12 protein-coding genes are annotated in these 13253 nt (G+C 37.6%); 5 read left to right on the forward strand and 7 right to left on the reverse strand.

The window, feature by feature from the left end; genetic code table 11:
• The first annotated feature begins 229 nt into the window (after positions 1-229).
• The gene (locus ACFO3O_RS16175) at positions 230-2875 is read left to right on the forward strand and encodes a T9SS-dependent M36 family metallopeptidase (RefSeq protein WP_379980679.1); all 2646 of its coding nucleotides are present in this window, start codon (positions 230-232) and stop codon (positions 2873-2875) included.
• Positions 2876-2975: 100 nt separating this feature from the next.
• Here the strand turns inward: ACFO3O_RS16175 and ACFO3O_RS16180 are convergent, their stop codons facing one another.
• On the reverse strand, positions 2976-4727 hold the full coding sequence (locus ACFO3O_RS16180; protein WP_379980681.1) for a 1-deoxy-D-xylulose-5-phosphate synthase: 1752 nt from the start codon (positions 4725-4727) through the stop codon (positions 2976-2978).
• Positions 4728-4780: 53 nt separating this feature from the next.
• Here ACFO3O_RS16180 and ACFO3O_RS16185 point away from each other — a divergent pair, with 53 nt between their 5' ends.
• Entirely contained in the window at positions 4781-5230 is a 450-nt protein-coding gene (locus ACFO3O_RS16185; RefSeq protein ID WP_379980683.1) for a nucleoside deaminase, read from the forward strand.
• Between the two features lie 63 nt (positions 5231-5293).
• On the opposite strand, the gene ACFO3O_RS16190 is transcribed toward ACFO3O_RS16185, so the two are convergent.
• The 5 genes from ACFO3O_RS16190 to ACFO3O_RS16210 all read right to left on the reverse strand — a co-directional run bounded on the left by ACFO3O_RS16190 (position 5294) and on the right by ACFO3O_RS16210 (position 9263).
• Positions 5294-5485, reverse strand: coding sequence for a cold-shock protein (locus ACFO3O_RS16190; RefSeq protein ID WP_121917541.1), 192 nt, complete (start codon positions 5483-5485; stop codon positions 5294-5296).
• 96 nt (positions 5486-5581) lie between these two features.
• Positions 5582-5845, reverse strand: coding sequence for a hypothetical protein (locus ACFO3O_RS16195; RefSeq protein ID WP_379980685.1), 264 nt, complete (start codon positions 5843-5845; stop codon positions 5582-5584).
• Positions 5838-7586 (reverse strand): aspartate--tRNA ligase, encoded by a 1749-nt coding sequence (gene aspS / locus ACFO3O_RS16200; protein ID WP_379980687.1) that lies wholly within the window; start codon positions 7584-7586, stop codon positions 5838-5840. The genes ACFO3O_RS16195 and aspS overlap by 8 nt, the downstream gene beginning before the upstream one ends.
• Positions 7587-7834: 248 nt before the next feature.
• Positions 7835-8581 carry a uroporphyrinogen-III synthase gene (locus ACFO3O_RS16205; protein WP_379980689.1) on the reverse strand — a complete coding sequence of 249 codons (747 nt, stop codon included), beginning with the start codon at positions 8579-8581 and terminating at the stop codon, positions 7835-7837.
• 31 nt (positions 8582-8612) lie between these two features.
• On the reverse strand, positions 8613-9263 hold the full coding sequence (locus ACFO3O_RS16210; protein WP_379980691.1) for a DUF4271 domain-containing protein: 651 nt from the start codon (positions 9261-9263) through the stop codon (positions 8613-8615).
• Positions 9264-9371: 108 nt separating this feature from the next.
• Between ACFO3O_RS16210 and ACFO3O_RS16215 the strand changes: the two genes are divergently transcribed.
• From ACFO3O_RS16215 to ACFO3O_RS16225, 3 genes are read left to right on the forward strand one after another with little or no spacing between them, the layout of a single operon-like run.
• Positions 9372-10100, forward strand: a complete 729-nt coding sequence (locus tag ACFO3O_RS16215; protein WP_379980693.1) for a polyprenol monophosphomannose synthase — start codon at positions 9372-9374, stop codon at positions 10098-10100.
• A gap of 1 nt (position 10101) precedes the next feature.
• Positions 10102-11442, forward strand: a complete 1341-nt coding sequence (locus ACFO3O_RS16220; protein WP_379980695.1) for a dihydroorotase — start codon at positions 10102-10104, stop codon at positions 11440-11442.
• Positions 11442-11963, forward strand: a complete 522-nt coding sequence (locus ACFO3O_RS16225; protein ID WP_379980697.1) for a DUF4296 domain-containing protein — start codon at positions 11442-11444, stop codon at positions 11961-11963. The genes ACFO3O_RS16220 and ACFO3O_RS16225 overlap by 1 nt, the downstream gene beginning before the upstream one ends.
• Here the strand turns inward: ACFO3O_RS16225 and ACFO3O_RS16230 are convergent.
• Positions 11947-12945, reverse strand: coding sequence for an NAD-dependent epimerase/dehydratase family protein (locus ACFO3O_RS16230; RefSeq protein ID WP_379980699.1), 999 nt, complete (start codon positions 12943-12945; stop codon positions 11947-11949). The genes ACFO3O_RS16225 and ACFO3O_RS16230 overlap by 17 nt on opposite strands.
• Positions 12946-13253: the final 308 nt, after the last annotated feature.

Genomic DNA, 13253 nt, shown 5'->3' on the forward strand with positions numbered 1-13253 from the left:
GATTATATAATATATTAATGATATGAATAAGATTTATTAATGAAATATGTTAATTTTTAAGTTAAAATTTTAAAATTCATAATTTTGCAATACTTTTGGTTTTTACCTAAATAAATAAACTTTTCATTGTAAAGTAGGAATTATGGGTGTTACATTGTTATAGATATATTGTAACAATAATACATCGCTTATTCTTGCTTATTTTATTTAATACAAAAATCAAAAAAAAATGCTAAAACTTTACAAATTAATGCTGTTTGTATGTGTGTTTGCTTTTGCGACACTCACAAATGCACAAGATTACGGTACCATCATTAGGGATCACCTAGATGCTAACCGATCTACACTAGGAATTACAACTCAAGATATTTCTGGTCTAACGATTACAGATGAGGTGTTCTCACGTACAAGCCAAACCACACATGTGTACACTAATCAGAGCATCAATAACATTCCTGTTTTTAATGGAGGTGTCAATGTTGCTTTTAAGGATGGATCTATTATTCATGTGGCGAGCAACTTACAAAAAGATATTGCCTCTAGAGTAAATGCAACCGCTCCAGTAGTAACACCTACACAAGCTGCCTCTCAGGCTGCCATTGCTTTAGGGCTAGGGAGTTCTAATTTTTCTTTAAACCAAACCATATCTTCACAAGAATTTGTGTTAACACAAGGAGGTGTTTCTCTAGAAGAAGTGCCTGTAAAGTTAGTGTATCAGCCTACAGAAGACAACGCGCTTAAGTTAGCATGGGATTTAAGTATCCATACACTAGATGCAAAACATTGGTATAGTGTTCGTGTAGATGCACTTTCTGGTGAGCTTTTACAACAGCATGACTGGGTAGTGAGCTGTACTTTTGAAAGCCATAACCACGAAGCTACAAATTCAGTAGCACAGAGTGCTTCAGAATTTTCTATGAATCAGCAAACAGCCATTGCTAATGAGTTATTGGCTGGAGAGCAATACAATGTGTTTCCTATGCCTATTGAGAGTCCTAATCATGGAGATCGTTCTGTAATTTTAGAGCCACAAACGAGTGCGTCTCCTTTTGGATGGCATGATAATGATGGTGCTGAAGGTGCAGACTTTACCATTACGAGAGGAAACAATGTTTGGGCATTTGAAGATATAGACGGAGGTGATGATATAGGAGAGTCTCCAGATGGAGGCGCTGATTTAAATTTTGATTTTCCGCTAGACGACAGTCAAGATGCAAGTACTTTTACAGAAGCAGCTACTGTAAACCTTTTTTACTGGAATAATATTATACATGATATTTTCTATGAATATGGATTTGATGAGGAAAGTGGAAATTTCCAAGAAAATAACTACGGAAATGGAGGAACGGATGATGACTTCGTATTTGCGCTTTCTCAAGCAGGAAGTGGTACCAATAACGCTACGTTTGGGACACCACCAGATGGAGGAAGCGGTGTAATGCGTATGTTTTTGTGGACTACAAGTGGTGAAGTGCCAAACGCAAACATACCTTCTGGATCACAGATGGGAGATTATCCTATTACCTCTAGTACCTTTAGTTCTATTTGGCCGGTAGAAGGGATCACAGGAGACTTAGCATTAGCCATGGATGATGATGCCTCAGCAGAGAGCGATGACCCTCTTGATATTTGTGATGCTATTACAAATCCAGCGGATCTTGATGGTAAGATTGCAGTCTTACGTAGAGGACAATGTACCTTTGTAACAAAAGTAGAGGCCGCTGAAGAAGCAGGTGCTATAGCAGTAATAATTGTAAATAATGTAGGTGATGCTCCTATCAACTTAGGAATAGGGCAAGGAGATACAACAACTGCGACAATTCCTGCAGGAATGGTTACTCAAGCAGCTGGAGAGGCTATCATTGCAGCATTACAAAATGGAGAATCTATTGAAGATGTTCTTATTACGGGAGCACGTCGTATTGACGGTTCTTTAGACAATGGAATTATTGCACATGAGTATGGACATGGTATCTCTAACCGTTTAACAGGAGGTCGTTTCGCCGCTGGGTGTTTGCAAAACGAAGAGCAAATGGGAGAAGGATGGTCTGATTATTTTGGCATGATGCTTACCATGACAGCCGATGACACTGCTGAAGAAGGAAGAGGTGTTGGAACATATGCCGTGAATCAGCCTATCACAGGCCCAGGAATACGACCTGCTCGATACAGTACAGATTTTTCTGTGAATCCATTAACGTATGATGATGTAAATAATCCGAATATCTCCAGACCACACGGTATTGGTACCGTATGGGCTACCATGCTTTGGGATATGACATGGGCATTTATAGATCAGTACGGATTTGATGCAGATATCTATAATGGTACGGGAGGAAACAATATTGCATTACAATTAGTAATGGATGGTTTAAAGTTACAACCATGTAGCCCAGGATTTATAGAGGGAAGAGATGCTATTCTTGCCGCTGTAGAAATTAATACACTTATTCCTGATGATGAAAAAGATTTTGCAATCTGTACGATATGGAATGCTTTCGCAGCTCGTGGTGCAGGATTTAGTGCAGAACAAGGAAGTTCAGATAACAGATTTGATCAAGTGGAAGCGTTTGATATTCCTGGTGATGTTATTGAAAACTGTGAAGAATTATTGAGTGTAAATGAAAATGATTTAGATACTGTATTTAGTATATTCCCGAACCCTTCTAATGGAGAAATTACGGTGCGTATCGCTGGTACATTTGGAGAGGGTCAAATACGTATCTACGATATCAATGGTAGAGAAGTATATAACAAGCCTGCTACTTTAGAAGGTAGTGTTTCTGTGAATGCTACAGGATTATCTAGAGGTGTGTATATTATGAATATTACAAGTGATAGCAATAGCTACACGTCTAAGCTGATTATTGAATAAATAGGATAGCTTATTATATATGAAAAAGGACTAGTCTTTATGACTAGTCCTTTTTTTATGAGTATGTTTTTATGAATATATCTTTTTAAGATAGACCTAATTACAGGTAACTGTCAATGACTTTAGAGATTTCATTAGGTGAGATTCCAATCTCTTCTTGAAGTTCCTCTACGGTGCCATGTGTTATAAAACGATCAGGTATTCCTACTATTTTTAAGGTTCCTTTATACGCTTTCGCGAAAGCGTAATCTGCAACAACACTTCCTAGCCCGCCTTTGATAGTGCCGTCTTCAAGTGTTATGACAACCTCATAGGTTTTAAAAATAGTGTCAAGAAGTGCTGTGTCTATGGGTTTTAAGAATCCCATATCGTATATACTGACAGTTTTTGGGTGGTCTTTGGATGCTTTTAAAGCATTGTGTATAATAGTTCCAATGCATACAATAGCAATACGTTTGCCCTTTTGAATACAACTTCCTTTTCCGATTGCAATTTTTTGAAAAGGCTGCATCCAATCTATAATGACTCCTCTGCCTCTCGGGTATCGTATGGCTATAGGCTGTGGTAATCCAAGTTGAGCAGTAAACATAATATTGCGAAGATCGACTTCGTCTTTTGGAGCGTAAATAATCAGGTTAGGAATGCAATTAAGATAGGCTAGGTCAAATGAACCGTGATGCGTAGGTCCGTCTTGACCGACAAGCCCAGCTCTATCCAGACAAAAAATAACAGGCAAATTCTGTAAGGCCACATCATGGATGATTTGGTCGTAGGCTCTTTGTAAAAACGTAGAATAGATATTACAAAATACCACCATCCCTTGTGTCGCCATTCCTGCGGATAGGGTGACGGCGTGTTGTTCTGCAATCCCGACATCAAAAGCGCGATCTGGAAAAGCCTCTATCATATATTTAAGAGAACTCCCAGTGGGCATGGCAGGTGTGATTCCTATGATTTTTTTATTATGGGTGGCTAGCTCCACAATCGTATGACCAAAAACATCTTGATATTTTGGAGGTAACTGTGTGGTGTCTTTTGCATAACGTTCACCTGTGGTAGCATCAAATTTACCAGGGGCATGATAGGTTACTTGATCTTTTTCAGCGAGTGCGAGTCCTTTACCTTTGGTGGTAATTACATGAAGGAATTTGGGTCCTTTCGTTTTTTGTAATTTTTTAAAGACACGTATAAGTTCAGGAAGGTCATGACCGTCTACAGGGCCGTGACATTCAAAATTAAGGGCTTCAAAAACAGTATTCTCTCTGGCGGTTCCTTTTTTAACATTGGTAAAATAATTCTTTAAGGCACCAATGCTTGGATCAATGCCTATTGCATTGTCATTCAAGACAACAAGTAGATTGGCTTCTGTGACGCCAGCGTGATTAAGACCTTCAAAGGCCATACCGCTAGCAATGGAAGCATCTCCAATCACTGCAATGTGCTGCTGCTCCTTTTTTCCTTGGATGGTAGCGGCAATAGCCATTCCTAAAGCTGCAGAAATGGAAGTGCTACTATGTCCAGTACCAAAAGTGTCGTAATCACTCTCAGAGATTTTAGGAAATCCGCTGATACCTCCTTTTTGTCTATTGGTATGGAAAATATCTTTTCTACCTGTCAGGATTTTATGGACATAGGCTTGATGCCCTACATCCCAAACAAGTTTATCTTCTGGAGTATTAAATACATAATGTAGTGCGATGGTTAGCTCAACTACCCCTAGACTCGCTCCTAAGTGACCTTCTTTCGTTGCTAAAATGGTGATAATAAACTGACGCAATTCTTTACTCAGTTGCGGTAATTGCTCGACAGAAAGTTGTCTTAATGCGTGTGGACTATCAATGTGATCTAGCATATAACAAAGGTACGTTTTGATATTGTATTTTTGAACATTGAAATACCATTCCTATGATAGATCCTTTTGACGATACTTACTTTATGAAAAGAGCGCTTTTTGAGGCTCAAACAGCCTATGAGCAAGGAGAAATTCCTGTAGGAGCTGTCATTGTAGTCAATAATACCATCATTGCGAGAGCTCATAATCTTACTGAACGACTTACAGATGTAACGGCACATGCAGAGATGCAAGCGATTACAGCAGCTGCCAATTATCTAGGCGGTAAATATTTGCATAAGTGTACGTTGTATGTGACGCTTGAACCTTGCCAGATGTGTGCAGGAGCTTTGTATTGGAGTCAAATAGACCGTATTGTATACGGCGCTACAGATGAGCAACGGGGGTGTAAGGCTATGGGAACAACACTGCATCCTAAAACTAAAATAGAAGGTGGTGTGCTCGCTGCAGCATCTACAGAATTACTAAAACGCTTTTTTGTAGAAAAACGAAATTTGAATTAACTCCATAAAAAAAGCCTGCTTCTAGCAGGCTTTGATACTCGTAAAAAGATATTATCTATATCATTACAGTACACGTACTTGTGCAGCTGTCATTCCTTTTCTTCCTTCTTCTTCTACGTACTCAACTTTGTCTCCTTCGTTGATAGTTTCACCGTTAAGACCTGTAACGTGTACAAAAATGTCTTTACCAGTGTCATCATTAGTTATAAAACCATAACCTTTTGACTCATTGAAAAATTTAACTGTTCCTTCCATTGTAATAAATAAAAAATATTAATAAAGTACAAATCTACGTTTTTAATTTTTAACATATTGTTTTGAAACCGTTTTATTTTTGTAAATAGATGTGATTCAACGCTCTTTTGAGTCATTAAACTCCTTCATTTTAAGAATGTTTTCCTTGGTAAGCATATAATCATCTACTTTTTTATTTTTCCAACGATGGTAGATAAATAAAGGCATCAAGACAAAAAAACCGCCTACAACAGCCAGCCCAATCATTTGATTTCCTAAAATTAATCCATCTTCTTGTGACTGGTAATAAACACCAAAGACAAAAACTGCTATAAGTCCAAAAAACAGAAGAATGATCAATATGCGTCTTGCTTTATGCATGTATTTTTAGGTGTAGTTCTTTGAGTTGTGCTTCATCTAGTGTTGCTGGTGCATCAATCATGACATCTCGACCGCTGTTATTTTTTGGGAAGGCAATAAAATCACGTATAGTTTCTTGTCCTCCAAGAATAGCCACAAGTCTATCTAGCCCAAACGCAAGACCTCCGTGTGGGGGTGCTCCATATTGGAAAGCATCCATTAAGAAACCAAACTGTGCTTTTGCTTCTTCTGGTGTAAATCCAAGGTAATCAAACATTAATGCTTGGGTTTTCTTGTCATGTATTCTTATAGACCCTCCACCTATTTCATTTCCGTTCAGCACAAGGTCATATGCATTTGCTTTTACGGCACCAGGGTCGGTAGCGAGTAGCTCGAGTTGTCCTGGTTTTGGGGACGTAAATGGGTGGTGCATGGCATGATAATGCCCTGTTTCTTCGTCTAGTTCTAGTAATGGGAAGTCAATGACCCATAATGGTGCAAATACTTTAGGATCTCTAAGTCCTAAACGGGTTGCGAGTTCCATACGTAAGGCGCTTAGTTGTGCTCTTACTTTATTAGTATCTCCTGAAAGTACGCAGATAAGATCTCCTTTTTTTGCACCTGTGACTTCTGCCCACTTGGCAAGATCATCTTGATCATAAAATTTATCTACAGATGATTTATAGGATCCGTCATCATTACAACGTGCATATACCATTCCTAAAGCACCTACTTGTGGGCGCTTTACCCAGTCTATAAGCTTATCTATTTCTTTTCTTGTATAGCTATTTCCTCCTGGTACAGCAATTCCCACAACAAGTTCAGCGTTGTTAAACACGCTAAAATCTTTGTGTTGTGCGACCTCATTTAATTCGCCAAATTCCATTCCGAATCTAATGTCAGGCTTGTCATTTCCATAGCGACGCATCGCATCGTCATATAACATTCTTGGAAACTTCTTCACCTCAACACCATTCACTTCTTTAAGTAAATGACGGGTTAAGCCTTCAAAAACATTTAAGATGTCCTCTTGTTCTACAAAAGCCATTTCACAATCTATCTGCGTAAACTCAGGCTGACGGTCGGCTCTCAAATCTTCATCTCTAAAACACTTTACAATCTGGAAGTATTTGTCCATACCTCCAACCATTAGGAGTTGCTTAAACGTCTGTGGGGATTGTGGTAAAGCATAAAACTGCCCTTGATTCATACGAGAAGGCACGACAAAGTCACGCGCTCCTTCTGGCGTAGATTTGATAAGATACGGGGTTTCTACTTCTATAAAATCTTGATTTGAAAGATACTTACGCACTTCCATAGCTACTTTATGACGAAAGATCAGGCTGTTTTTTACGGGATTTCTTCGTATGTCTAGGTATCGGTACTTCATACGTAGGTCTTCTCCGCCATCTGTCTCGTCTTCTATGGTAAAAGGAGGTGTGAGCGCTTCATTAAGAACCGTAAGTTTAGATACTAAAATCTCAATATCTCCAGTAGGGAGGTTTGGGTTTTTAGAAGAGCGTTCAATCACAGTTCCAGTTATTTGAATGACAAACTCTCTCCCTAGTGTCCGTGCATGCTCCATGATGTCTTTAGGGGTACGCTCTTCATCAAAGATCAGTTGTGTGATCCCATAACGGTCTCGTAAATCTACCCAGATCATAAATCCTTTGTCTCTAGATTTTTGAACCCATCCAGATAGGGTGACTTCTGTATTGATATCGCTCGCTCTGAGGCTTCCGTTGTTGTGACTTCTGTACATGGTATGTTGGTACTTTTTACTCGAAAATCGAGATTTTATGTTCCGAGGCTTGTCTCGAAATTAATGGTTTTTTCTTAAAACACCTCATAGGTTTGCCCTGAGGTAGTTCACTGCAAAAATAGGAAGATATCATGTGTTAGCAGCTATCTCCTATTAATTTTTGATAGTTGTGAGTACGCTTTCGCGAAAGCGTATAAAAAAACCCACAAAACAGATTGTCTTGTGGGTTCTATATGTGTAAAGAAGTGTTACTTTTTGTTGACTTCTTTGATATATTTTTCTAGCGCCATAGTCATAGACGGTGTCTGTGGAGTAGGTGCATGGATATTAATTTTGAGACCTGCTTCTTCGGCAGCTTTTACGGTTGTATTTCCAAAAACAGCAATGCGCGTATCGTTTTGCTTAAAGTTCGGGAAGTTCTGAAGCAATGATTCTATACCGCTAGGGCTAAAGAATACAAGGATGTCATAAAATACATTTTCTAAGTCAGATAGATCGCTTACGACTGTTTTGTAGAAAGTAGATTGTTTCCAAGAAATGCCTAATTCGTCTAATGTTGTAGGGATTTCAGGTTTTAACTTGTCTGATGAAGGAAGTAAAAACTTTTCGTTTTTATGCTTCTTGATAAGTGGTGCCATTTCTACAAATGTGCGTTTACCTACATAGATTTTACGCTTACGGTATACTACGTATTTCTGAAGATAAAAAGCGACAGCTTCACTCTGACAGAAATACTTCATGGTGTCAGGAACTTTAAATCGCATCTCTTCTGCAATCCTAAAGAAATGATCTACCGCATTACGACTTGTCAAGATGATAGCTGTGTAGTCTTTTAAGTCTACTTTTTGTAATCGAACCTCCTTACTAGAGACTCCTTCCACGTGAATAAATGGAATGAAATCTATCTTTACGCGCTGCCTTTGTTCTAACTCAAAGTATGGCGAGTTTTCAACCTTTGGTTTAGGTTGTGATACTAAAATAGTTTTCACTTTCATAAATGCTCTTTTTCTTAAGTCCCTAGTATATTCAAGTAGCTAAATGATACACGATATAATAGGGTGCTATTTCGAGAGTGCAAAAATACAAAATAAAATAAGACGGTAGCGAAAGAATTTGATCCTGATATTTACTTATAGTCATTGCTAATGAAATGAAGTACAAACCAATGATCACCCACAGGCTTATTTGTAAAAGTTGAATCGTTGCAAAATCACCGTAAACAATAAAAAAACAAAGGATTAAAACAAATACGCTTAAAAGGTTTTTGAAGCTTATTTTTCTATATAAATATAACTGCATGACTCCTTGAACGTTCAATAGATAGCCAATAACCTTGTCTATAAAAATCTTTGCAATTTCAAAGATGAGATATCCTACAAGTATGTTGACATACAACTCTGGCTGTTTTGTGTAGTCTTCTCCCCGCGATATAGTATACCATAAAAAGAGAAATAAAGAGAGTATTGTAATTTGATGTGCAGAGAGAAGAAAGTTAAATACATTAAGAGGCCCTCTGTCTTTTGATCTACTAGCGAACTTTTCTGAAGTAAAAAAAGAGACTAATCCTTGAAATTTTTCTGAGTAAAAAAACTTACTTAAAGCAATTATTAAAAATGAGAGCACAAGAAGTAATGTGATCCAGTCTTTATTGATGATTGTTTTTAAGGTAGTTTCCAAGGGTATACTTTATGATGCGTTAAAAATACCATAAAATACCTGTAAAAGCCATCATCATCGTCTTTTCTGCATCTATAAAATAAGTACATTTGCCCAAAGCACTAATTCATGACAAACGCTTTAGTCGTCATACCTACATATAATGAGATTGAAAATATAGAACGCATTGTCCGTAATATCTTTGCGCTACAGCGTTCTTTTGATATTCTAGTGGTAGATGATGGGTCTCCAGATGGTACGGCTACCAAGATAAAAGAACTTCAAGAAGAATATAAAGATCGTTTGTTTATTATAGAAAGAGAAAAGAAACTCGGGCTGGGTACTGCCTACATTACAGGTTTTAAATGGGCATTAAATAAAGCATACGAATATATTTTTGAGATGGATGCTGATTTTTCTCATAACCCTAATGATCTTATACGTCTTTATAATGCCTGTGCAAAAGACAAAGCAGACGTAGCTATAGGATCGCGATATGTGACGGGAGTTAATGTGGTTAATTGGCCTATGGGAAGAGTATTACTCTCTTGGGGCGCTTCAAAATATGTGCGTTTAGTAACGGGTATGAATATACATGATACCACCGCAGGCTTTATATGTTATAAAAGAAAAGTACTTGAAGCGATAGATTTAGATAAAATTCGTTTTGTTGGTTACGCTTTTCAAATTGAAATGAAGTACAAAGCATACATTAAAAAATTTGCTATTGTAGAAATACCCGTTATTTTTACAGATCGTACGAAAGGACAAAGTAAAATGAGCAAAGGGATCATTTCCGAAGCTGTTTTTGGAGTGATACGATTACGATTAAACCATCTTTTTAAGGGGAACAACTAATATGGAAAAAATATTAATAAAAGATGTACACATAGTCAATGAGGGTACAATTACACACGGAGATATCCTCGTACATCAAGGAATTATTCAAGAAATAGGAGAGAGTATCAGTGCAAAATCTTCAGATGTGCATGTTTTTGATGCTGAAGGGAAATATGTATTCCCTGGCGTTATAGATGATCAAGTGCATTTTAGAGAACCTGGGCTTACACATAAAGCAAACATTAAGAGTGAATCTAGAGCTGCCGTTGCTGGTGGGATTACCTCTTTTATGGAAATGCCTAACACAAACCCTCAGACAACAACGATTGAAAAGCTAGAAGAAAAATTTGCTATCGCAAAGAAAAACTCCCACGCAAATTACTCTTTTATGTTTGGAGGAACCAATGATAATTTAGAAGAAATTCTCAAAGTTGATAAGAAAAATGTTGCTGGTCTAAAATTATTTTTAGGAAGTTCTACAGGGAACATGCTTGTAGATGATGAGAACGTATTAGAGAAAATATTTTCTTCTACAGATTTATTGATATCGGTGCATTGTGAAGATGAGGATACAATCAAAAAGAACTTGGCAATCTATACAGAGCGTTATGGAGAAGATATTCCTATACATTTACATCCCGTAATTCGTAGTGAAGATGCTTGTTATATCTCTTCTTCTAGAGCTATTGAACTCGCAAAAAAGACCGGCGCTAGATTGCATGTGTTTCATATATCGACGGCAAAAGAGACAGAATTATTCACAAATAAAATCCCATTAGAAGAAAAGAAAATCACCTCAGAGGTGTGTATTCATCATCTATGGTTTTCAAGTGAAGATTATGAAGAAAAAGGAACGCTGATTAAATGGAATCCTGCCGTAAAGACCGCTGCAGATAGGGATGGACTTCTGGAAGCATTACTAGATGATCGTTTAGACGTTATTGCTACAGACCATGCGCCTCATACATTAGAGGAAAAAAGTCAGGTGTATACAAAGGCTCCTAGCGGTGGCCCGTTAGTACAGCATGCATTACCTGCTATGCTAGAGTTTTATCATCAAGGACGTATTTCTCTAGAAAAAATTGTACAGAAAATGTGTCATAATCCCGCTATTTTATTTCAAGTAGAAAAGAGAGGGTTTATTAGAGAAGGCTATAAAGCAGATCTTGTTTTGATAGATCTCAATGCACCGTGGACCGTACAAAAAGAAAATATATTGTATAAATGTGGGTGGTCCCCTTTTGAAGGAACTACATTTAAATCGCGCATCACACATACATTTGTTAATGGTCGATTAGCCTACAAAAACTTTAAAGTATATGATGATGTATTCGGAGAGCGATTAACTTTTGATAGATAATGAATAAATACATCTATATTCTTTGTGTCTTTTTTGTCGTGAGTTGTCAGGATATACAACCTGTAGAAAAGCCATCAAATCTCATTGATCGTTCAACAATGAAAGAGATTCTGTATGAAATTGCAGTCGTAAACGCGGCGAGAGGGATTAACATACAAAAACTCAGTCAGTATGGAGTAAATCCAGAAACATATATTTTTGAGAAGTTTGCGATAGATAGCGTGCAATTTGCAAAAAGTGTATCGTATTATTCCTCAGATATTGAGTCCTATAGAGACATGTATCTGGATATTCAAAAACGAGTAGATAGTGAATATACCTATCAAGACTCTCTAGCAAAAATAGAAAAGAAGGTAAAAGATTCTATACGCACAGAAAGAGCGAGGGAGTTGCAACGAGAAAAGGATAGTATTAAAAAAGTAGACAGCCTCGCAGGTAAAAAAGAAACGCTTCTTTCACCTATTAAAAAACGTCGTTTACCTGTAAAAGTGGTTAAAGAGATCGTTACAGACTCTTTGTAGTCATATGAAGCTTCATTCTCTTTAATGTCTCTTCTATAGGAGTAGGCTCATAAGATAGTTCTTGGATTGCTTTTTTAGAGCTAAAATGCTTCATTTCTTGTATTGCCTTAGCACCAATGCGTGTCATTTTACGCTGATGCGTAAATAACCCTCTCAGGCTATCCAAAATAGTCAGAAGTTTTAGTGATCCATTGGGAAGAGATTTTTTGGGAGGTTTTTTAGAAAAGGCTGTTGCCATACGCTCTAAGATATCTTTGTACGACGTGTTTTCCCCTGCTAGGACGTAACGCTCATTTGTGATCGAACTAGAAAGTCCGCGTATCATAAGGGTGACAACATCTTTTACATCTATAAACCCGTTACTTCCTTTCGGATAAAAGTTTTTTTCTTTTAATACATGATCACATAAAGCACCACTTCCTTTTGTGTAGTCTCCCTCGCCTAAAATAATCACAGGATTAAAAATAATAGCATTTAGCCCTTCTTGTGTAGCGCGCCAAACTTCCATTTCGGCACCATATTTTGAGATAGCATATACCGAGTTGGCTTCGTTAGGATCCCAAATATTTTCTTCAGTAATAGGATTGTTGGGTAATTTACTCAAAGTGGCAACAGAGCTCAGGTAACATATTTTTTGTACGTTATGTGACAAGCATAAATTGACCACATTTGCCGTGCCTTCTACATTGGTTTTTAATAATTCCTGAAAGTCGTACGGGTCAAAAGAAATGAGTGCGGCACAATGATATACATGTGTGATCCCTTTAAAAGCAAGATCTAGTAGCGGTACGTCTGTGATATCGACTTGTACCCAATTTATTTTTTTAAATGCGTTTTCCGCTTTCGCGAAAGCAAAAAAAGTCTCCACCTCTTTTACTTTTTCGGTAGATCTGAACGTTGAGCGTACCGGCGTATCTCCCTGCGCAAGTTCTAGTAATAAATGCATTCCGACGAGGCCTGTACCTCCAGTAACTAAAATCATAAGTATAAATATAATCTACTCTAAGCAAGTACCCCAATAACAAACCTTAATTTTTAGTGAAACTCAATCTTGAGAAGTCTGCAAGACGCACTCAAGTTTGTAAGTTGAGCTAATCCCGCTGCATAGCGGGATCTTTACACTATCAAATAAACTCAATCTTGAGAAGTCTGCAAGACGCACTCAAGTTTGTAAGTTGAGCTAATCCCGCTGCATAGCGGGATCTTTATACTATCAAATAAACTCAATCTTGAGAAGTCTGCAAGGCGCACTCAACATTGTACCTTGAACCTGCCTATGCGGGCAAATTA

It is taken from the genome of Dokdonia ponticola, from assembly GCF_042653865.1.
GTDB lineage: Bacteria > Bacteroidota > Bacteroidia > Flavobacteriales > Flavobacteriaceae > Dokdonia > Dokdonia ponticola.